General features: G+C 48.3%; 21 protein-coding genes. 14 read left to right on the plus strand and 7 right to left on the minus strand.

The genetic code is table 11. The features are described from left to right. Window positions 1-478: 478 nt before the first annotated feature. Both HNR77_RS22080 and HNR77_RS22085 read right to left on the minus strand, forming a co-directional pair. Window positions 479-2,242: a bifunctional metallophosphatase/5'-nucleotidase gene (locus HNR77_RS22080; RefSeq protein WP_184189239.1), complete on the minus strand. Its 1,764-nt coding sequence runs from the start codon at window positions 2,240-2,242 to the stop codon at window positions 479-481. Window positions 2,243-2,268: 26 nt separating this feature from the next. Next, window positions 2,269-2,409 (minus strand): hypothetical protein, encoded by a 141-nt coding sequence (locus tag HNR77_RS22085; RefSeq protein ID WP_184189242.1) that lies wholly within the window; start codon window positions 2,407-2,409, stop codon window positions 2,269-2,271. 107 nt (window positions 2,410-2,516) lie between these two features. Between HNR77_RS22085 and HNR77_RS22090 the strand changes: the two genes are divergently transcribed. The 7 genes from HNR77_RS22090 (at window position 2,517) to HNR77_RS22120 (ending at window position 7,496) form a co-directional block, all read left to right on the plus strand. Then, window positions 2,517-3,503: a phosphate/phosphite/phosphonate ABC transporter substrate-binding protein gene (locus HNR77_RS22090; RefSeq protein ID WP_184189245.1), complete on the plus strand. Its 987-nt coding sequence runs from the start codon at window positions 2,517-2,519 to the stop codon at window positions 3,501-3,503. A 146-nt stretch (window positions 3,504-3,649) separates the two neighbouring features. Next, window positions 3,650-4,447, plus strand: a complete 798-nt coding sequence (gene phnC / locus HNR77_RS22095) for a phosphonate ABC transporter ATP-binding protein (RefSeq protein WP_111270275.1) — start codon at window positions 3,650-3,652, stop codon at window positions 4,445-4,447. Further along, window positions 4,444-5,310, plus strand: coding sequence for a phosphonate ABC transporter, permease protein PhnE (phnE, locus tag HNR77_RS22100; RefSeq protein WP_184189248.1), 867 nt, complete (start codon window positions 4,444-4,446; stop codon window positions 5,308-5,310). Before phnC ends, phnE (HNR77_RS22100) begins: the two co-directional genes overlap by 4 nt. Next, window positions 5,307-6,119, plus strand: coding sequence for a phosphonate ABC transporter, permease protein PhnE (gene phnE, locus HNR77_RS22105; protein WP_184189251.1), 813 nt, complete (start codon window positions 5,307-5,309; stop codon window positions 6,117-6,119). The genes phnE (HNR77_RS22100) and phnE (HNR77_RS22105) overlap by 4 nt, the downstream gene beginning before the upstream one ends. A 69-nt stretch (window positions 6,120-6,188) precedes the next feature. Then, window positions 6,189-6,563, plus strand: coding sequence for a hypothetical protein (locus HNR77_RS22110; protein WP_184189253.1), 375 nt, complete (start codon window positions 6,189-6,191; stop codon window positions 6,561-6,563). A 187-nt stretch (window positions 6,564-6,750) separates the two neighbouring features. Beyond that, window positions 6,751-7,029, plus strand: a complete 279-nt coding sequence (locus tag HNR77_RS22115) for a hypothetical protein (protein WP_184189256.1) — start codon at window positions 6,751-6,753, stop codon at window positions 7,027-7,029. 206 nt (window positions 7,030-7,235) lie between these two features. Further along, a complete protein-coding gene (locus HNR77_RS22120) occupies window positions 7,236-7,496 on the plus strand; it encodes a hypothetical protein (RefSeq protein ID WP_184189259.1) in 261 nt (86 codons plus the stop codon). A 615-nt stretch (window positions 7,497-8,111) separates the two neighbouring features. Here HNR77_RS22120 and HNR77_RS30830 read toward each other — a convergent pair. From HNR77_RS30830 to HNR77_RS22145, 5 genes are all read right to left on the minus strand, one after another. After that, window positions 8,112-8,324: an IS3 family transposase gene (locus tag HNR77_RS30830; protein WP_184189261.1), complete on the minus strand. Its 213-nt coding sequence runs from the start codon at window positions 8,322-8,324 to the stop codon at window positions 8,112-8,114. Beyond that, complete coding sequence (locus HNR77_RS22130; RefSeq protein WP_311768662.1) at window positions 8,303-8,974, minus strand: IS3 family transposase; 672 nt, start codon at window positions 8,972-8,974, stop codon at window positions 8,303-8,305. Before HNR77_RS22130 ends, HNR77_RS30830 begins: the two co-directional genes overlap by 22 nt. An 11-nt stretch (window positions 8,975-8,985) precedes the next feature. Next, window positions 8,986-9,303, minus strand: a complete 318-nt coding sequence (locus HNR77_RS22135; RefSeq protein ID WP_090921784.1) for a transposase — start codon at window positions 9,301-9,303, stop codon at window positions 8,986-8,988. A 398-nt stretch (window positions 9,304-9,701) separates the two neighbouring features. Further along, entirely contained in the window at window positions 9,702-12,509 is a 2,808-nt protein-coding gene (locus HNR77_RS22140) for a DUF5689 domain-containing protein (protein WP_397367353.1), read from the minus strand. 217 nt (window positions 12,510-12,726) lie between these two features. After that, a complete protein-coding gene (locus HNR77_RS22145) occupies window positions 12,727-13,203 on the minus strand; it encodes an RNA polymerase sigma factor (protein ID WP_167434013.1) in 477 nt (158 codons plus the stop codon). A gap of 210 nt (window positions 13,204-13,413) precedes the next feature. Here HNR77_RS22145 and HNR77_RS22150 point away from each other — a divergent pair, with 210 nt between their 5' ends. The 7 genes from HNR77_RS22150 to HNR77_RS22180 all read left to right on the plus strand — a co-directional run bounded on the left by HNR77_RS22150 (window position 13,414) and on the right by HNR77_RS22180 (window position 20,486). Further along, on the plus strand, window positions 13,414-14,127 hold the full coding sequence (locus HNR77_RS22150; RefSeq protein WP_110898261.1) for a response regulator transcription factor: 714 nt from the start codon (window positions 13,414-13,416) through the stop codon (window positions 14,125-14,127). Next, the gene (locus HNR77_RS22155; RefSeq protein WP_184189264.1) at window positions 14,124-15,590 is read left to right on the plus strand and encodes a sensor histidine kinase; all 1,467 of its coding nucleotides are present in this window, start codon (window positions 14,124-14,126) and stop codon (window positions 15,588-15,590) included. The genes HNR77_RS22150 and HNR77_RS22155 overlap by 4 nt, the downstream gene beginning before the upstream one ends. Further along, a complete protein-coding gene (locus tag HNR77_RS22160) occupies window positions 15,587-16,744 on the plus strand; it encodes a hypothetical protein (protein WP_184189267.1) in 1,158 nt (385 codons plus the stop codon). The genes HNR77_RS22155 and HNR77_RS22160 overlap by 4 nt, the downstream gene beginning before the upstream one ends. A 237-nt stretch (window positions 16,745-16,981) precedes the next feature. Continuing rightward, on the plus strand, window positions 16,982-17,665 hold the full coding sequence (locus HNR77_RS22165; protein WP_184189269.1) for an ABC transporter ATP-binding protein: 684 nt from the start codon (window positions 16,982-16,984) through the stop codon (window positions 17,663-17,665). A gap of 23 nt (window positions 17,666-17,688) precedes the next feature. Then, window positions 17,689-19,056 carry an ABC transporter permease gene (locus tag HNR77_RS22170; RefSeq protein ID WP_184189272.1) on the plus strand — a complete coding sequence of 456 codons (1,368 nt, stop codon included), beginning with the start codon at window positions 17,689-17,691 and terminating at the stop codon, window positions 19,054-19,056. Between the two features lie 71 nt (window positions 19,057-19,127). Then, window positions 19,128-20,204, plus strand: a complete 1,077-nt coding sequence (locus HNR77_RS22175) for an efflux RND transporter periplasmic adaptor subunit (protein WP_184189275.1) — start codon at window positions 19,128-19,130, stop codon at window positions 20,202-20,204. 108 nt (window positions 20,205-20,312) lie between these two features. After that, window positions 20,313-20,486: a hypothetical protein gene (locus tag HNR77_RS22180; protein WP_184189277.1), complete on the plus strand. Its 174-nt coding sequence runs from the start codon at window positions 20,313-20,315 to the stop codon at window positions 20,484-20,486. The last annotated feature ends 228 nt before the right edge of the window (window positions 20,487-20,714 follow it).

The following is a 20,714-nucleotide window of genomic DNA, read 5'->3' on the forward strand; positions in this document are numbered from 1 at the left end:
AACCGAGCCTAAACGAAGTACATTTCCCTCGTTCGTTATACTGCTTAACCAACCTTCCCATCTATGCAAGGCACTCCATCGAACGTCCACCCAGTATCTATCCATGCATCGAACGTCTATCCAACGTCCACCCAGTATCTACCCATGCATCGAACGTCTATCCAACGCCACCCAGTATCTATCCATGCATAGAACGTCCATCCAACTTCCACCCAATATCTACCCATGCATCAAATGTCCATCCAACATCCACCCAAAATCTATCCATGTCCACCCAACGTTTATCCCAACGCCCATCTAATTTCCATCCAGCATCCACCCAACATCCATTCAACTGTCGTTATGCAGCAAAGCCACGCGCACTGTGAACTGGGGGCTTTGCGTGAACATTGTTAGTGATCCCCAGAGAGTATGGTGTCTACCTATGCTGCTTCCCTTCCACGCATGACGGTGATTGGCCCAGCCTCAGAAAGTCCACTTAACAAGTCACCTTCCAGTTATGCACTTCATTTACCTGCAACGGCTGATGCCGTCGAATGTAATCCTCCACGAGTGCAGCCATATCTGTGGCGCCTTCGTGCAGCACCTTTCTGCCCGGATACATCGCATAATCTCCACCGCCTGCTGCACGATAGCTGTTCATCACCACAGCGTAAGTTGCGTCCATCTCCAGCGGTTTTCCTTCACGCTCCAACTGTACCACGCGGCTACCTACTGGCTTAGAGATGTCCAGTTCGTATTCGATCCCTGCCCACATGTCGTAGTTGTAATGCTGGGGTTTCGGCTGCATGTATGCGGGATTCACGGCCACTTTGCCTGAAGCGTCGAGCTCGAAGTAACGTGCGGTCTGCTCCAGTGCCTCCTGAATATCCGCTCCGCTCAGTTCAAGTACAGTCAGGGTGTTAGGATAAATGAAGTTCGATAACACATCACGTACTGTAATCTGTCCGCCGAATCCGCGAGCCTCTTCGCTAAGCATAGCTGTGTTGGATAACTGAGCACCTGTTGCTTCGAGCTGTACCTGATGCACAAATTCAATAAAGGGATGGGCTTGAAGCCGAAGTTGCGCGGCACTCGCAATAGACAAATCTCCATCTCCCGCGACTTCGCCAATCGGCTGATCCAGCCATGTCTGTGCCGAGGCCTCCAGCTCTTCAGTCAGCTTCATCACGAGTGGGTCAGGCTTGAGATCAGGATACTCCTCCAGCAGCAACAAACGCGCTTTTTTGTCCGTCACTGCCCATTTGCCGCCCGGCAGCTGCTCAAGCTGTACTGATACATGACCTGCTGCACTTCCGTTGAATCCGGGTTGAATCACGGTTACCCCATGAATTTCATCAGTCAACTGGCGGTGCTGGTGCCCCGTGAGCAATACATCAATACCTTCGATCTCCCGGCAGATGGCATAGGCCTGATTTTCCCCCGTTAAACGCTCCGCAGGCTCTCCTGTTTCCAGTTCACACTCGAATCCACCATGATAACTGACCACCAGCACATCGGGCTGCTCATATTCACGAATGTATGCCACCCACGCACGAATGGTTTCCAGTGCATCCAGAAAGTGCAGGCCTTCGATGTTTTTCGGATGCTCCCAGTTGGGGATGTAATGTGTGGTCGCACCGAGTAAGGCGATTTTTACGCCTGAAGAAAGTGTTTTGACCAGATACGGATGTCCAAAAGCAGGGATACCCGCTCCAGCAGGTGCAATAGGACGTTCCAGTTGAGTATTTTCCGAATCTCCACTCGAGTCTGCATTATAGCAATGAACCGCGATCGATGTTTCCTCATAGGTCATATACGCTGGCTGATTGGCAGGATGCTCTGCATTTGCAAGCTCTGACGTTTGCTTTTCACGTTTCATCACAATATTGGCTGATAGCCATGGAAAAGAAGAACCTTCCACCGCTCCGCGCAGCAGCTCCTGTCCATAGTTGAACTCATGATTACCCGGCACGGCGGCATCGTATCCAAGCTCATTTAACACGTTAATGAAAGGATGGATTTCATCTCTGGAAATGTGTGAAGCCGCATACGAGGCAAGGGGGGAACCTTGCAGCAAGTCTCCGTTGTCAATGAGCAGCAGCTCAGGTGAACGCTCCCGTTCCTGGCGAATAAGAGAAGCCAGCATGGCGAGACCTGCCGGACGATATGCATTGGTATTGTAGTGGATCGGGCGAATAGCCCCGTGAAGGTCACTGGTGAATATGAGTTCAACGTTTGTCGCAGCGGGAATGCGGGTCATTTTACAATCTCCTCTAATATATAAGTTTAGATATATGGCAGAAGCAGCAGATGCTGCACAGGAAACAGCCTGAACCACAGGGGATAAGCCGTGATAAACGCATGTTTATCCAGAAACATCGACCATAATGAGCCTATTTTAACAGATGAAAGTCCCGTTGACAGCATGACAGCAAACTTTACAAAACTCCAAATTTCGTTTCACATCACGCGAATATTTGCCAATTATAGTAGACAAGTATTGAAAAATAGAAAAACTTTTGGAGGGTGTTCGATTGAAGAAGTCTGCTTTATTTTTACCATTGTTAATTTTGGTTCTGTTTCTGAGTGCATGTGGGTCTAACGCAACAACCAATTCATCAAACGGAGCTGAAGCCAGTTCCAATGCGTCCGGCACATCAACCGATACAGCAGAGAAAGACAAAACGGCTGATGGCTATGTTCCAACGGAACTGACGGTGCAATTCGTTCCTTCCCAGAATGCAGACACACTTGAAGCAAAAGCAAAACCGCTGGAGAAACTGCTTGGCGACAAGCTGGGTATCCCGGTAAAAGTCAGCGTATCAACAGACTACAACACCATTATTGAAGCGATGTCTTCCAAAAAAGTAGATGTAGGTTTCCTGCCTCCAACGGCTTATGTACTCGCGAAGGAAAAAGGGGCTGCACAGGTAATTTTGCAGGCTCAACGCTTTGGTGTGAATGATGAGACAGGCGCTCCGACAGAGCAGCTGGCAGATTCGTATAAATCCATGATTATTGTGAAAAAAGATTCCCCGATCCAGTCCATTGAGGATCTGAAAGGCAAAAAAATTGCCTACCAGAACGTAACGTCTTCTGCAGGTTATGTATGGCCTGCGGCACTGCTGATGGATCGCGGCATTGATCCGTTGAAGGATGTTCAGCCTGTAACCGTTAAAGGCCATGACCAAGGTGTTATCGCTGTACTGAACGGTGATGTGGATGCCGCAGCTATTTTCCAGGATGCCCGTAATACGGTGTCCAAAGACTATCCGAATGTATTCAAAGACACACGCGTACTTGCTTTCACTGAGCCTATTCCTAACGATACGATTGCTGTTCGCAGCGATATGAATGCAGATTGGACTGCCAAGATCAAACAAGCTTTCATCGATATCGGTAAAGATACAGAAGGTCATCAGATCATCAAAGAAATCTACACGCACGAAGGTTATGTGGAGTCCGATGACAGCAAATTTGATATCGTTCGCCAGTATAACGAGAAAGTGAAAACCGAGTAGTTTTTTTAGATGATATGTATCGCTTACAGCAGTGAACAGGCCAGTTCAGCGGAATTATCGCTGTTCTGGCTTGTGCCGTTATTACAAGTCTCTGTTGGAACAGCGGAAACCAGATAAACATTATGGATGAAGGAAGGATTATAGCGATGATTGAGCTTCACAACGTGACCAAAACGTATGCTAACGGTACGAAGGGCCTGAATAACATCAATTTGACATTGAAGCAGGGGGAATTCATTGCAGTCGTGGGTTTATCCGGTGCGGGTAAATCCACGCTGCTGCGTTCCATCAACCGGCTGCATGATATTAGTGAAGGTGAGATATTGATCAACGGAAGCTCTATCACGAAGGCACAAGGCAAACGCCTGCGCATGATTCGCCGGGATATCGGCATGATTTTTCAAAGCTTTAATCTGGTGAAACGCTCTAGCGTGCTGCGCAACGTACTGGCTGGTCGGGTGGGATATCATTCCACACTTCGTACCATCTTGGGTCGTTTTCCCAAGGAGGATGTCGAGCTGGCCTTTGATGCACTGGACCGGGTGAATATCTCCGAGAAGGCTTATTCTCGTGCGGACCAGCTGTCTGGCGGACAGCAGCAACGTGTGGCTATTGCGCGTGTGCTCGCACAGGAAGCCAAAATTATTTTGGCCGATGAACCCGTCGCTTCACTTGACCCGCTCACCACGAAACAGGTTATGGATGACCTCAAACGGATCAATCAGGAGCTCGGGATTACCACGATTGTTAATTTGCACTTTATTGATCTGGCCAGAGAGTATGCTACCCGAATTGTTGGCTTGCGGGCAGGGGAAGTGGTGTTTGATGGCCCGGTAGAAGAGGCAACGGATGAGCGATTTGCTGAAATATATGGCCGCCCGATTCTGGCTGACGAATTGCTGGACAAGCAGGCTGTGCATGAGCAGGGAGAAGTGCTGGTATGAAGGAAGAGGTTAACGTTTCATTTCAGAATGCAGGAGGATCGGCAGGGAACGGAAGGAGGCCGGGCTCTGGAACTAGTCCGAGTCTGGTCGTGCATCGTCCCAAGCCGCCTGGTCGTACCAAACATGTACTGACGCTGCTGCTTATTCTGCTGCTGTTATGGGCCAGTGCGAAGCAGACGGGTGCGGGGATAACCGATCTGATTACAGGCATTCCCGAGATGTGGAAGCTGCTGAAGGAAATGTTCCCACCGCGCTGGAGTTATTTTGACAATATCGTTCAAGGCATGCTGGAGACGATTCGTATGGCGCTGCTGGGTACGACAATTGGTGCGATTCTCGCGATTCCGACCTCGATTATCTGTGCTGGTAATCTGGCGCCGAGCCGCTGGATTTATTATCCGGCACGTTTTCTGCTGAACCTGATTCGTACGATCCCGGATCTGCTGCTGGCGGCACTGTTTGTTGCTGTATTTGGATTGGGGCCGGTTCCGGGTATTCTCGCACTGGCTGTATTCTCGGTGGGGCTGATTGCCAAGCTTACGTATGAAACACTGGAGACGATCGACAAAGGGCCGCTCGAAGCAATGACTGCTGTGGGGATGAACCGGATTCAGCTTATTGTGTACGGTGTTGTTCCCCAAATCGCGGCACAGTTTACCTCCTATGTGCTGTATGCCTTCGAGATTAACGTGCGCGCCGCTGCCATTCTGGGATTGGTCGGAGCGGGGGGCATTGGGCTTTACTATGAAGCGACACTCGGATTCCTTGAATACGACAAGACCAATACAATCATTATTTTCACACTGGCTATCGTTCTGATTATCGACTATGTGAGCACTAAGCTGCGGGAGAAATTGTTATGATGAAAAATGAAGTGAGCCGGTTTCGGCCCAGACCCAAACCACGAAAAAATCCGCTGCGCTGGATCATTATTCTGCTGTTAATTCTGGTCTATGCGTGGGCGCTTGCGGGCGTGCCTTTTACCGGATTCAAGGAAACCGCCGGACAGATTATGAAGGCGATTATCGCAGGTATTTTCTCGCCCGATTGGAATTTTGTCTATTTGCCTGAAGGTGAGGATTTGCTGCGTGGACTGCTGGATACACTCGCGATCTCTGTGCTTGGTACCGTAATCTCTGCTGTGCTCTGTATCCCGTTTGCCTTCTGGTCAGCACGCAATATGAGCGGCCACCGGGCCATCTCGAGTGCGGGTAAAATGATGCTGAGCTTCATCCGCACGTTCCCCGAGATTATTATGGCACTGTTGTTTATCAAGGCTGTCGGTCCTGGCTCGTTCGCCGGTGTGTTGGCCCTTGGACTTCACTCGATCGGCATGCTGGGTAAGCTGTTTGCGGATGAGGTTGAAAATATCGACTACGGCCCGTCCGAGGCGTTGCTGGCTTCAGGGGCAACCCGGATGCAGCAGCTGTGGTTTGCCATCCTGCCGCAGGTTATTCCGGGTTTCCTGAACTATACGCTGTATCGTTTTGAAATTAATGTGCGCTCGGCCACGATTCTCGGCGTCATCGGCGCGGGTGGCATCGGGACACCGCTAATCTTTGCACTCAGCACACGCAACTGGCCGCGTGTCGGCATTATCCTGCTCGGCATCATCGTGATGATCACGATCATTGACCTGATCTCGGGATATATTCGCAAGAAGCTGGTGTAACAGGGGATTGTAATACACTTTTTTCTCCAACACAAAACGAAGCAATACTTTATACACGATTGATCCATCATGGATCGCAAAGCAGCCGTGCCTCAGCGCATGAGCTGCTTTTTGTGTATTGGATATGTACTATTGACGGGAGAGAGTGAGCATTGGACGAGCCAGCTGGACACGACGGTTACAAAGGGCGAAAGCGAGCAGGGAGCATACATCATCTCTTACAATAAAGATAGTTGGGGGAATGTTCGGAATTTCGAAATCAGCATAAACAATGGACAAATAATCAGACAGGAAATCGGTCTAGCATCTGCTTCTATTCAGTTTCCGATCATGAGGACAGAAGGCTCTAAGGTTAGTGATGAAGACGACCAAACGGTTGAGATCAAATGGACTGATGTAAATGGTGAAAAATATGAAGAGAGTAAGCTTTTACAAGCAAAGTAACTGAGAAAATTCGTACTTGAGGCAGAAGAAATAAGGGTTCCGTGGAGAGCTTCTCTTCAAGCTGAGTTTTTATATGAAGGCGAACATTGTTTAAAAATGTATTTTATTTCTATTTAAGCTTGTATTATTCATTTATCCGTAGAAGATGCCGATGCTCTATGTAAAGGGGGCGTGAATCATTTTACGGATGTTGCTGTTGATGATCACGGGTGCGCTCAGCATTTGTGGCGGATTAACTTTTTTGAAATATTCGATTGTACTGATTCCTACTATAGATGTTGGTCTGAATGTTTTTTCTGGACCGTCGCTAAGCCGTACCCTGTGGAGTATGGTGTTAACCTTGCTCCCCTTTGTGGTGGCCGGGTATGTTCTTCATCGAAAACGAGAATATGTGTTTATCAAAATTATGGTGTATCTTTTCATCGCAGCTTGGCTTTTAGGGTTTATCCGGTTGATTAATCCATAACAATTGGACTGCGGGTGAATGGGTTTAATTGTTGGGAAGAGTTGCTATGTAACGTACATAGAAGAACAACTAAAGGTAAAGGCAAAGGTAAACAAGCAGTCAGCGGGAAGGCATATTGAGATAACTTATGAGAAGAATAGGGTGCCAAAGATAGAAGGAGCAGTTATATTAAAGCTCTGAAAAAATAAATAAAAGGTAATTAGCCTATGGAAAAGTTTTATTTTATCTGGATCATGTTTGTGGCAGCGGTATTGCTGTACAGGATGATTTTTCAGAAGTTTCAACGACATCACCGTGAAAATATTGGACTTAGCACTATTCTGATCTTGTTTACCGGGAGCAGTTATGCATTCGCGCAGATGAATCTTTTTTTCGTGATTGCCGTTATTGCACTAGGTGCTTATTGTGCGGTCTGGAACAGTATTCTTTTTACAAGGAATGGTTACGAGAAAGCACGCTTGAAGTGATGTGAATGTTGTGAATTTATATGGAGTGAGATGAAATGATATGAAGTAAGAAAAGCGAAGTAAAGTAAAACGAGATGGAATTAACTGAAATGAAATGAAATGAATTGGATTGAATTGAATTGAAATAACTAATATTTTCGGTGCGAGGGAAGGTTCGGTAGAAGTCGCACAGTGAGTGTAAAGTGATGTGATTACTAATAAGTGTTAAGTTGCTGCTAAAGGGCGCTGAATCACCACTAGTGTTAAGTTGCTAGGTATGGTGCTGATTTGTTATGACTAAGTGTTACGGTACTCAGCTGTTGTAATTAGTGTCGCTTGGTAATGTGTGGGTGCTGCTTGGGTATTAAGTTGGTGCCGTTTAGTGGCATTTCGTGCTGGGTCGGGAAGCTAACGATTCCCAGAAGCCTTATTTGGCCTGAAAAGGGGGCTTCAAAATTCTAACGATTCGTAGTAACGCTATTTGCTGCAATTAGCCCATTTTTGCTCTCCTGTACCCGAAATTTAGCCAAATAGCGTTGCTGGAGATCGTTAGAATGTAAAAGGCGTCTAAAATGGCTGAATAAGGTTTCTCAGATTCGTTAGAGTTGCGGTGGACCTATGTCAAGAAAGTAGACACTACGCTACGGATTTGTCCGTAAATTTCATTGCAAAACGAGCAGGGGAAAGATAACCTAGCGCCCCATGCATTCGCTTGCGGTTGTAATAAAACTCAATGTACTGGTAGATGGCGGTGTACGCCTCTTCCGGCGTCTTAAACCGAGGATTACAGTAAATGAGTTCCTTCTTTAAAATGCTGTGCCAGGACTCTATACAGCGTTGTCGTAACAATTCCCTCGTCGGCTCATACTGGATTCCATACCGTATGTTTTCAGTTGCTCTACGTACTCTTTGGATGTGTACTGTGAGCCCCGATCCGAGTGATGAAGTAAACCTGGAGCGGGGCGTTTCGCTTCATAAGCATCCTGTAATGCACCAAGCACCAAACGGGTTTCCATATGGCTATATAGACGCCAGCCTACAATTTCACGCGTACACAAATCCAAAACGCTGGCCAGATATAACCGGCCTCCTCGGCAGGGGATGTAGGTGATGTCGGTAACCCATACGGTATTGGGTTTGGATGTCTTGAATTGCTGATTTAGCGTATTCGGCGCAATGGGATGGTCATGTTTGGAATCCGTCGTCTGGACACGATACTTGGGAGCATACACGGAACGGAGATTCATTTGGCGCATGTATATACTCACCGTACGCGAAGAGATTCTATACCCTTCCAGATGAAGCAAATACGTGATTTTAGGACTCCCGCACCGCATCTGGTGGTCGTAAAAATAATACCGAATACGCTCCATGACCTCAGCTCTCCGGTTCTGCTGGCTGCGAGTTCGGTCCATCCGCCACTTGTAATATCCGCTCCGTGACACTTGCAAGGTTCTGCACATCCTCTCCAAAGGAAACTCGGAGCGATGGTCTTCCACAAACTGAAATCTTAGTTCTTTGGTTTGCTGAAGATGTGCACTGCTTTTTTTACGATAGCCAGTTCTTCTTGCGTGTCCGCAAGGGTATGTTCTTTCTCTTGGAGTAACCGGCGCATTTCTTTGAGCTCAGCTTCCAGTTCTTTCACTCGATCTACGCTAGCTACGGGCTCATGTTTAAGTTCACGATACTTGCCCATCCACTGGTGTAACGTACTTTTTGGAATGTTGAGTTCTTCGGCTAAGTCTCCGAGTGTCTTGGTCTGTTCTTGGATAAACTTCACCGTTTGTTTCTTGAATTCTTCGTTGTATCGTTGCCGCTGTTCTCCCATATGGACACACCTCCGTTAGACTTATTATCCTTCTGTCCGTTAACGGGTGTCCACTTTTTATTCTAGTTCCATCAGATTCGTTAGAGTTGCGGTGACCAAGGGAACGGGTGGATTTCGACTCAAAATATCGTGAAAAGCTCTCAAACGACGGTCTCAACAAACATTCCCTATCCAACTCTCCGTTGTTGAAGAAAAAATAACACAAAAAACCGAAACCAACAGGCCAGTTCTCTGGCTTGTATGGTTTCGGTTGTTCGCGTCCCAGGGTTGCCCGTTGCTGGATTACGCGTTGCTGTCTACGCAGCTGCTTCCGCTTCTTGTACTACTGCTGTTACTCCGTTATCTTGGTGTTTACCGTTAATCCTACGTTTACTCCTGATCCTTGCGCTACGTTCAAACTAGCTCGCGAGTGGCAAAGCTCCTTTGCTTACCTGAACCGTAATCATTTCCGTACTGGTCACACCTGCAGCATTCACAAGCTCCGCACGGTACGTGTACGTTCCATTGGCACGACTGCTCAGGTCGGTTTTTGCCATTTGTGCAGCAGGTGTAGCGGCAGATAACGATTGCGTGTCGATCAATACATCATTTTCATACAGGCGATACTCGGTTGCATTGGTGCCCCACCACAGGTTCATCGTTACGGTGTAGTCACCATCGCCATCCCAGTTGTTCTGAGACAGAACGGCTTTACCTGGAGCGGCATGCGCAATGTTAATGGTCAATTCGTCACTGCGAGTAGCCCCTTTGGCATTGATCAGCTCGGCAACATAGGTGTAGGTTCCGTTCCCCTTGCCGGTAATCGCTGTTTTCGCAAACTGTGCAGATGGGGAAGCTGACGTTAGCTTCTGCGTATCCACGAGCACGCCGTTCTCGTACAGCTTGTACTCAGTGGCATTTTCGCCCCACCACAGATTCATGCTAACGGTGTAGGAACCATCGGACAATCCGCTCGCGTATCCGTTATCGGACGAAAGCACCGGTTTACCCGGCGCTCCTTCCGCTGGAGTGGAAGGCCCTTCGCCTCCACCTTGTTCTTCCGCAGCTGCGATATCATCCAGGCTTCTAGGCTTCAATTGATATACATCTTTGAAAATCGCTGCAATGCCCGTGATATCAAGCTTGTCACCAGCAGCATAAGGGAAGTTGGTCTCACTTACACCTGTGCGTGTATCCACACGGACATGCGTGCTTGTGCCATCCTCGGCTACCGCATCGAATTCAAATGAACCGGCAGGTGTGGCGCTAATGATGTTCTGAACCGTCACGTTTTTCAATTGAACAAGCTGCCCCTGATTGGCATCGCTGATCGCGGTAACGAGTGCCGGAGCTGGGACAGAAGCGGTTCCTGTTTTCTCAATCGCGACCACATCCGTTAACTCGAATTCACTGTTATAGACTGTTGTTGGTGCAGTCACTTTTACTTTGTCGCCCACATTGAAACCGCTAGTGTTCTGGAACACGTAGATTCCCGCAGTGTCATCCTGAAGATAGAAACCTTGCCCGCCAAATAACCCGGGTTGGCTTGTGACCACACCTTCCACCGTTACCGTTGTGCCCACGGCTTTGGTACGTGCTTCAGCAACCGTAATCGCTGCCGGAATCGGTCCTTCTTCCTCTGGCAGCGGCTGGGCAGGGACGTTGGCAATGCTCACAGCATTCGTAATCAGATTGCTGCCATTTAGGCGCAGACGTAAGCTGGCATTGCCGTTTGTACCCGGCTTGATGCGTACATTCAAGTCCTTGATCGCACGGCCTTTGCTGTCGGAGGTTACGCTGAACGCTGCGCTGTATCCGTAAGAGCTAGGCCATGTCCCATTTTCATTCTGGATCATGGCTACCTGGGTTCCGCCAGTCAGATAGATTCCGGCACTATAACCGGAAACCGTTGTATTAGGGGCCATATTTTCAACAACGACACGAATCTGGAAGTCTTCTGCGTTAGGCAGCGTATCCTGCTTTACGAAGCTGTATGCCGCGTTGGCGCTCGATGCAGGACCACCATAAGAGCCTGGCTTGAATGTGGAGCGGTCGTACCATTTGTATCCGGCAGCGGGGGCAGCCCAAGGCTCAGCTTGAGGCTCCGTCGAAGCGGCAGGCTCCTCGAATGGCAGCAGTGCTGTTGCACTATCAAGCTGCAAGCCAGCTACCTCGGACAGTTTAGTGTAGTTTTCTTGTGTAGCGAGCCAGTTTACCGTATTGACGAGCAGCGCGGCATCATCGACCTCTTTGAAGCCGTCATACGTTGTTTTACGTGTGCCCGTCTCTTCGCGCAGATATTTTGGAGAGGCGTCTTCCACCGGGGAAGAATCTCCGATGAAGGCTGCTTTTCCTGCGCCCAGCTTGGATACAGCCACATACGGGCCTTCTTCAACACCGCCGCCATTGTATACGCCTTGGTCTACAGCGTTATTCCATTTGGCGTTGGTTTTTGGCAGGTACACGATGCCCTTCGCTTTCTCCGGGTCTGTGATTGCCAGTGTGGAGCCTGCATGCATGGCTACAGCAGAGACACCTTCGGTGATGCCAAAGGCTTGATCCGCTGGCACAATAATGTTGGCATTGATGTCACCAAGAGCGTTATAACGGAAACGAACACCGAAGTTATCGGACAGCCAATCCGAGCTGGTGATATTTTGCATCGCTTCGGAGCTGCGTTCGTCAGCACTCATGCCTTTGGCCGGGTCCTCGTATGCCCCGCGGCGGTATCCGTTGATAACCTCGGAGCCATCCCAGCGGTTTTTGTTACGGTCGGCATTGTAGTGATCTCCAATAAAGAAGATGCTGCCGCCGGATTCCACATATTGTTTCAAAGCGGCCTGTTCGGACGTTTTGAACGGAATTTGAGGTTCGGCAATAACGAATACGTTATAATCTTTCAGATCATCATAGGTAAAAGGTGTCGTTTTGCGCAGTTCCTTTACATAATAACCGTCATTCGCCAAAGCGTTCCCGAAATCGGAGAAGCCGCCATCAATAACCCAATCTGCTGCGCCGGCTGTCTGTCCGTGCGAGTTGTCGAACAGAACCTTTTTGCCAGCATTTTCATTAATGACCTTGGCTTGAATGAATGGAGCCGGATCTGTCGGTCCTTCCGCATGGACCGCAGCATCTCCGTTCCATAATCCGACCTGAAGCGGCAAAGCCATAGACAATGCCAGGAGTGATTTTAACCAGACTCCCCGCAAACGTGTCAATTTACCCAACCAAATCCCTCCCAAAAATTAGTTGATTCATAAGTTCGTCCATATTCTACCACACGAAAATCTCACATAGTCATAACAAAATGTAAAATTTAGATCGAATTTTGTAAAATTAGGTACATGGTCTTGTAAATAGGTAATTAGGATTATTGAGTGCTGGGGGACTGTTTGGGGACGGTGAAAATAAAAGAAAAAAGAAAAATAAAAGAAAAAGCCATCTCTACGAGATGACTTTGGCACGAATCCGATTGACGGCATGAAAGACAGACGATTTGATCATGCCCTCACTGCGATTGACGATCTCCGCGGTTTCTTTGATCGAATACCCGTGGATTAGGCGCAGTTCCAAAATTTTGCGATGCTCGGTGTTGTTAATATGGGAGACAATCTCGTCTACCCCTTCGTTAATTTCCATCTGATGTGTATCCACATGATATGTAGGGATTTCAAGCCGGCTGTCACGCCGCAAGGTGCGGGTACGTCTGCGAAAGCTGTCCATAGCCAGGTTGCGTGCGATGCGTTTGAGATAATACAAAATTCGATCGTCAGGCACAGGTGAAGTCACGTTCATCAGGCGAATAAAGCATTCCTGTGTCAAGTCCTCTGCGTCCTGTGGTTGTTTCAGGATTTGAGATAGATACCTGGTGATTTCTGATTTATAGTTGATATAAGCATCATTGATCTGTGAGTGGTTCATAAGATGTGAATCCCCCTTGGACATGGATCAAGCCTTGATTCCGGTCGGTTTGATGTTCGTTAATGCTAGTATAGCGGGAGGTTGTTTCCAAAAGGTTCAGAGTTGTATCGGAGTTGTAACATTTCTTGATTTCCTCTGTTCAAGCAGACACCTTGGGATACAAAATATAGGCAGATGAAATTCATAGAGCAGGGAGATTACGAATGTATTATGAGACCAAAAGAGATATTAATTATCGAGGATGAAGAATCCATTCGCGATATTTTGTCCTATTCACTCCGTAAGGAAGGCTTTGAGATCAAGGAGGCGGCTTCGGGCAGGGAAGGACTGAATCTGCTGCGGGAGTTCAAGCCCGATCTGATTCTGCTGGATTTGATGCTGCCGGACATGAGCGGTTTTGATGTGTGCAGACAGCTGTCTGTGAATTCAAAAATTCCTGTCATCATGATTACGGCGAAGTCGGATATGCTGGACAAGGTGCTTGGCATGGAGCTGGGTGCTGACGATTATATTACCAAGCCTTTTGACATCCGCGAGGTGGTTGCGCGCATACGTGCGATTTTCCGCCGGATCGACCTGATCAGTGAAACGCTGGAGAATCAGTCCTATGAGGTGGTCAGACTGGGCAAGCATATCGAAATACGCAAGGATGAGCGCGAGGTATGGAAGGACGGCGAACGGGCAGGACTCACCAACAAGGAGTATGATCTGCTGCTTTTCCTGGTGAACCACCATCGCAAGGTACATACACGTTCGGAACTGCTGGACAAGGTGTGGGGATTTGATTTTGCAGGGGATACCCGGACCGTGGACATCCACGTGCAGCGCATTCGCAAAAAGCTGGATAGCGGCGACCAGGGCATATCTATGATAGAAACGGTGTTTGGCGTAGGCTACAAGCTGAATATTCAGGTGCAGACATGAAATGGACGATCCAGTTCAAAATGGTCGTGCTGTTCTCGGTAATCGTGTTTATTGGCTTCTCGGCACTGCTGATTCTGTCTAACAAGGTTGCCCAGGAGAATATGTACCGTGAAGTGCGTGAGGATATGGTGCAGTCCAAAAAAAATCTGGATATCGCTCTGAATCAATATTTTCTCATCCATAACAAACGAATCAGCAAAGGTTCGCTGGAGGCTGGCAGCCGGGAGCTGGAGGAGCAGATCGGCTCGGCGGTTGGCGGTGAAATCACGCTCTATCGTCCAGATGCTTCAAAATACGGCTCCAGCACGAGTGAAAGCAAGCTGGCGAAGCAGACGGCTTTGCCTGATCTCAGAGAAGCGATGCAATCCCGGATTGCATATACAACGATGGTGGATCAAGGGCGAGTCATGGCGAGCCTGTCGTTTCCGATTCAGAGTGACCAGCAGCTGGTTGGCATTGTGCAGCTTGAGAAGGATTATACCGACCTGTATCGGCGCAATTTACGTTTTCAGGATACGATCAAGCTGTTCGCGGCGGCTATATTTGTGTTTGTTTTTATTGCCTCGATCTTTATTTCCCGGAAAATTACACAGCCGATCCGCGTGCTCACGAAACGTTCTGCTGAAGTGGCCCAAGGCAGTCTGAATGCCGATATTCAGATCGCCACAAAGGACGAGATCGGGGAGCTGGCTGCGAGCTTTACGGTCATGATTGACCGGGTACGGGAGCAGATTGATGTCATTGAGCGAGAACGGGACGAGGTGAAGCAAGTTCAGGCACGAAGCAAGGTTTTTTTTGACAATGTGACGCATGAATTAAAAACACCGCTGACGACCATTCTGGGCTATGCACAGATTTTGCGGGATAACGGCTTTACGGACAGGGACTTTTTCGACAAAGGCATGAATTATATCATTAAGGAAACCCGCCGTCTCAACACGATGGTTGCGGATATTCTGGAGGTTTCGGTATCCTCGGCAGTCATTGAGAACTATCGATTCGCACGGGTGGATGTATCCGAGATTATTCGGGAAGCGTGTGAGGACATGTCGATCAAGGCAGGCAAGTACAATATCGGCATCCATTATGAGCTTGAGGAAGAGCTGTATGTGCAGGGGGATAGGGACAAGCTGAAGGAGGTCTTCCTGAACGTGCTGGACAACTCGGTCAAGTACAGTGATGTGAATTCGATCATTGAGGTGCAGTCCAGCCGTGAACAGGAGTCTATCGCAATTATGATCCGGGATCAGGGAGAGGGAATCAGTGCGGAAGCGCTGAATTATGTATTTGAACCTTTTTATCAAGAGAAGGGCGTTAATCGAATAGAGAAGGGCAGTGCAGGTCTGGGACTGTCAATTGTGAAAAACATTGTGGAGCGTCATGGAGGAACTGTAGATATGAAAAGTATCATGCGCGAAGGAACTCAAGTCCATATCCGCCTGCCGGGGGAAAGGAATACATGAAACGTACCGGCTTTTGGCGTCAACATCGCGACAAGCTGATGCTTTCGGGGCTGCTCATCGCCTTTGTTGGCGGGATATTTGGAATCGGCAGTCTGTTCAGCCTTGGTCAGCTTAAACCGCGCACTGTAATTTTGCCTGACAAGCAATTCAACAGCCAGCTGGCTCCGCCAGCAAGCAGCACAATCCAGATCGAGTCGGCGACTAAAATCCCGAATGACTTTGCCATCTATGATTTTGATATCAAGGACCGGAATTCGATTGTCGTCAACAGCACGGAGCGCTCGTACTCGGGCCTAAAGCTGCTGCTCCTGCATCTGAATGATAATCAGGTGAAGGATATCGCGGGCAATACCGATTATGGCGTTGTATTCAACGCTGATCGAACGAAGCTGATGTATTCACAGTATCGTTCAGGGCAGGTACAGCCCACAACCTTTGTGTACGACATGACGAGTGGTGAGCGGACCAAGCTGGGCAAAGAGAACTCATTCTATCGACGGTTTGTTGGCAATAATATATCGATCAGCCACGATGAACGAGGATTTATTGAGACCGATCTGAAAACCGGGAAGGAGCAGCTTCTCTTCACGGACAAAGCAATGCTGAAAAAAGTGGGCGTTGACACACCTGAGGGGAAATCAGGTTATACTTACATTGTCATTGACGCTTTTGAAATTAGTCAGAATCTGAAACAGGCTTATGTGCTGGTCATGCATGAGAATGATTATGCCGTGTACCGTGTTTCATTGGAGAAGGACCCGGAAGTGTCACTCTATGTGCGAGCCAAGGGAATACAGCAGTATAGGGTGCTAAAGAACGGAGATATGGTCTTTCTGGGAGAAGTAGATGAGGTTCAGGGACTGTACCGTTATCAAGCGAAAGAAAACAAGCTGAATTTGCTGGCTGAGGGAGCGTTCTGGAATTTTGATCTGAGTGCAGATGAATCGCGGATTGCTTACGTGAATACGACGGAGAACCAGAAGAACGAATTGCATATCGCTTTTCTAAATGATCAAAGCTTGACGTCCGATACGGTGTTATACCGCAATATCGACAATTTTATCAAGCTGAAGTGGTTGGAGGAAGAGCTGTTTTTTGTAAGCAGCTCCACCAAAAAGAGCGAGTTGTATCGCTTTAGCTTCAGAGCGTGGTAGGGGTGGTTCCAGGATCACTGTTGCATGGAAACTACAGATCAGTGGATCATACAAGTTATTCGAATAAAATAGCGGCCCTGCAGTCAAGCGTTACACGTTTGGCTGCAGGGCTTTTTGTGCCGACTTGTTACAAGTTGGATACAACTCCGTCCAGGCACGTTACATCTGCACACTATAATGAAGAGAATGTTACATGGATATACATAATCAGGAAAATAGAAAGGAAGACAAGCACGAATGCTTCATGTTGAACATGTATCCCATGCTTTCCGCAATGCACAAGGGGTGGTTCCTGTGCTGCAGGATATTAATCTGACAATTCAGGAAGGTCAGATGGTTGCCTTGCTGGGCAGCTCAGGTTCGGGCAAATCAACGCTGTTAAATCTGATGGCAGGCTTAATGAAGCCAACCGAAGGGAAGATCTGGATTGCGGGTCAGGATATCGTACGTTTCAGCGAGAATCGTCTGGCCGAGTTTCGACGCAGTCATATTGGCTTTATTTTTCAATCCTACGAGCTGTTATCCAATCTGACGATCCGGGAAAATGTTGAGCTGCCTTTGGTGTTTATGGGGGTCAGACCGTCCAAACGTAAAGAAAAGGCGCTGCGCCTGCTGGAGCAGGTTGGACTGGGCGAGAAGGCGAGGCTTTTTCCTTCCCAGCTGTCTGGCGGCCAGCAGCAGCGGGTCAGCATCGCACGTTCGCTCATCACCGAGCCTTCGGTGATCTTCGCGGATGAACCGACAGGCAATCTGGATACAGAAACAGAGGAAGAGATTATCGCTATTTTGCAGCAGCTGAACCGGGAGATGAAGACCACGTTTGTCATCGTGACCCACGAAGCAGAGGTTGCGGAGCAGATGCAGGTTGTGCTGACCCTGCAGCAGGGAAAACTGGTCGAGCAGCAGGCTCAGAGCGTATAAGACAGAGCAGAAGGAGAGGAACAGTGAAAATACGGGATGTCGTGCGCATGGCCTGGGGACAGATCATTCGCCGTAAAATGGTTACATTGCTGTGTATGATCGGTCTGTCGATCGGATCAGCAGCGATGATTATTGCACTTAGTGTGGGGCAGTCGGTTCAGACATACAGCGAAAACACGCTGAACGCAAATTATAAAATGGATGAAATTACGATCAGCCCGAATGAGGGAATCAAAACGGGAAACGGAAGCGGAGGCGGTCAGACCAAGTTTGAGCGCGGCGCGCTAACGATGGAGAAAATCCGGATTATTCAGCGCCTTCCACATGTCGTTGCTGTTGCTCCCATGTTGAAGCTGGATATGCTCGATATGGTGCTTCCCGATGGTCGCAGTACCTATGTGGAAGTAATTGGAACCGAGATGCAGACGTTAAATGGGTTCGGATACCGTTATTCCCAAGGAAATGGAGCAGGGAATGGACGGATTGCTGTAGTGAACTACGGGGCGACTTACGGATTTATTGATCAAAAGGTGACCCAGAAGCTGTTTGATCAGCTGAATGCCGAACCCTATAACAATGATCTCCTGCAGCAATACAACGAGATGATGAGCAAGCAGGATCAGCTGATGCAGCAGCGTGTTGTATTCCGTTATCAGGATTTCTCCAATGCAAGCAAGACCAAAACAAGCGGATCGATTCGTGTATCGGGTGAGCTGATAAAACCTTCAACTATGGATGATATGAGCGCGCAAGGCGACAAGAAGGTGTACATACCGCTGGATACGGCACGTGCTTTACAGGATGAGCTGGGACTACAGCAGGCTGACAGCTCTGCACTTCAACGTCTCAATTCAGCGCTGGTCAAGGTGGATAACAAAAGTCATGTAGCGCAGGTGGAAGAGCAGATTAAAAAGCTGACGCTAAACACGCAAAGCAATCTGTTTCAGGAGGAAGCGATGGCTGGTCAGCTGGCTATGTATCAGAAAGCAGCAATAGGCATTGGCGGCTTTATTATGGTGCTGGCCTCGTTGTCCATCATTGTAGCCATGATTATGTCTACCCATCAGCGCCGCAAGCAGATCGGAGTCATGAAGGTATTGGGCGCCAATCTGTGGCAGATACGCCAGATGTTCATAGCGGAGGCTGCCATGCTGGGGTTGATGGGCGGTGTAGCGGGTGTAGGTATTGCATATGCAGCCCTGGACGGAGTGAACCGCCTGCTTGCCAGTCAGATGGCTGATCAGACGGGTGGACCGATGACAGTAATCATTCAGCAGTCGGCGCTGCCGCTCGGAATTGTGTTTGCAGTGCTTGTGGGTGTGGTGTCCGGGATCTATCCGGCGATCAGTGCATCCCGAACCAACGCGCTGAGCGTCATTAAATCCATGTGACGTCAAGGGACGAGTAGAGTCTACCGGTTTATTTTCAGAGTCAAACTTATCAGTGAAAGGGAATATAGAGCATGAAGAAATGGATCAGCATCATCATTACGATTGTACTTATGGCGGGGGCGGGATACTGGGCGTATGAGAAGTATAAACCCCAGCCTGAGGCTCCCATGGAGGTTCCACCTCCCATTACATTTGATGTGACGCAGGAGACGATGACACAAACGATACTGGTCAAGGGCAAATCGGTGTATACCGAGCAGGCGGATGTATTCGCTCCGTATGCTTCGAGCATCAAACAGTGGCATGTTAAGAACGGTGATCAGGTTAAAAAAGGGGATATTTTGTTCACGCTGGATACGTCTGCATTACAGACCGAATTGGATCAGATGCAGAGTGATCTGGAAAAAGCAAAGCTGGATGTAGAGATGAATCAGATCAGCATTGATCAGGCTGGCATGACCGAAACGCTTGGTGTGACGGAGGAGGAGCGCAAGAAGGCTTTTGCAGATCGGGAAAGCAAACGTCTGGCCAACGAGCTGAATCAGAAGGCACTGGTGCTCAAGGAGAAGGAAATCCGCAAGAAGCAGGACGTGATGAGCAAAGCAGTGGTGTACGCAGCAAGCTCTGGGGTATTTCAGATGAATGAGGGAGACAGTAAAACCCGAGCCGTTACGGAAGGGCAGCTCATAGGCACGATTACGAATACGGGTAAAATGAAATTTCTAACCATTGTTGGTGAAGAAGAGATGTTCAGGCTCAAGGCGGGAATGCCCGTGCAGGTACGGATGAGTGCTCAGAAGGATCTGAAATTTACGGGAACGGTGAGCAAGGTATCGAAGTTCGCCCGCAAAAGCTCGGATACCGATCTGAAGCAGGCTTCGCAGTTTGATGTTGTTATTGATCTGAAGCCGGATGCCCGGATGTATGGAGGTGTCAGTCTGGAAGGGGATATTGAAACGATGCGCAAGGACAAGGTAACGGCAGTATCCAGCCTGGCCATTATGCGTGATCAGCCCGAGCCTTATGTGTTGCTGGATAAAGGGAATGGGAAGACCGAGCAAGTGAACGTGAAGACAGGGATGGAGTCAGGTGACAAAACAGAGATTGTAAGCGGCTTGAAGCCGGGCGATGTCGTGGTTATTCCATAGAATGAGGCGCATAAAGGAAGAAGAGAGGATGGCATGAAGGTGTAAGAGTGGATGGTGTGAAGGTGTAATATTAGATGGAATGAATGAAGAGGGGGAGGATGTCATAAAGTGAAAAAGGGAACAAGCGAAGGTTATCTTGGAAAAAGAGAAGCTCAGGCTATCTATCTTTCGGAATTTTCCTTGTACGATATAAGGCTCATTGCAGTTTGCAGCCGTAATGGGCCTTTTTTTGTTATGACAGGTTATGTAAAAATCCTGCTTCAAATGTGGAAAAAAATATAATTAATTTTATATAATTCAATTTACAGGTAATATTTACATGTCGTATAATCACACTATAAAGGAGGTGAGCAGGTAGTCGAATCACCGTGAGGTGATTTTTAAACAAGTTATATTGGTAAGCGCTTACGGTAACATCAAAAGTAACAGTTGTACAAGTCATCGCTTCACCAGATTGGACCCTTCACTCCTGGCTCCTTAGAATTTGGATCAGTTACACCCACACCCACC

Source organism: Paenibacillus sp. JGP012, from assembly GCF_014203995.1.
GTDB lineage: Bacteria > Bacillota > Bacilli > Paenibacillales > Paenibacillaceae > Paenibacillus > Paenibacillus silvae.

Excerpts from the sequence above, each read along its gene's own strand:
- HNR77_RS22160 (WP_184189267.1), top strand. The coding sequence starts at position 15,587 with ATGAAACGTACCGGCTTTTGGCGTCAACATCGCGACAAGCTGATGCTT.
- HNR77_RS22110 (WP_184189253.1), top strand. The coding sequence starts at position 6,189 with ATGGATCGCAAAGCAGCCGTGCCTCAGCGCATGAGCTGCTTTTTGTGT.
- HNR77_RS22080 (WP_184189239.1), bottom strand. The coding sequence starts at position 2,242 with ATGACCCGCATTCCCGCTGCGACAAACGTTGAACTCATATTCACCAGT.
- HNR77_RS22165 (WP_184189269.1), top strand. The coding sequence starts at position 16,982 with ATGCTTCATGTTGAACATGTATCCCATGCTTTCCGCAATGCACAAGGG.
- HNR77_RS22145 (WP_167434013.1), bottom strand. The coding sequence starts at position 13,203 with ATGAACCACTCACAGATCAATGATGCTTATATCAACTATAAATCAGAA.
- HNR77_RS22150 (WP_110898261.1), top strand. The coding sequence starts at position 13,414 with ATGAGACCAAAAGAGATATTAATTATCGAGGATGAAGAATCCATTCGC.
- phnC (WP_111270275.1), top strand. The coding sequence starts at position 3,650 with ATGATTGAGCTTCACAACGTGACCAAAACGTATGCTAACGGTACGAAG.
- HNR77_RS22155 (WP_184189264.1), top strand. The coding sequence starts at position 14,124 with ATGAAATGGACGATCCAGTTCAAAATGGTCGTGCTGTTCTCGGTAATC.
- HNR77_RS22115 (WP_184189256.1), top strand. The coding sequence starts at position 6,751 with ATGTTGCTGTTGATGATCACGGGTGCGCTCAGCATTTGTGGCGGATTA.
- phnE (WP_184189251.1), top strand. The coding sequence starts at position 5,307 with ATGATGAAAAATGAAGTGAGCCGGTTTCGGCCCAGACCCAAACCACGA.
- HNR77_RS22120 (WP_184189259.1), top strand. The coding sequence starts at position 7,236 with ATGGAAAAGTTTTATTTTATCTGGATCATGTTTGTGGCAGCGGTATTG.
- phnE (WP_184189248.1), top strand. The coding sequence starts at position 4,444 with ATGAAGGAAGAGGTTAACGTTTCATTTCAGAATGCAGGAGGATCGGCA.
- HNR77_RS22085 (WP_184189242.1), bottom strand. The coding sequence starts at position 2,409 with ATGCTGTCAACGGGACTTTCATCTGTTAAAATAGGCTCATTATGGTCG.
- HNR77_RS22135 (WP_090921784.1), bottom strand. The coding sequence starts at position 9,303 with ATGGGAGAACAGCGGCAACGATACAACGAAGAATTCAAGAAACAAACG.
- HNR77_RS22175 (WP_184189275.1), top strand. The coding sequence starts at position 19,128 with ATGAAGAAATGGATCAGCATCATCATTACGATTGTACTTATGGCGGGG.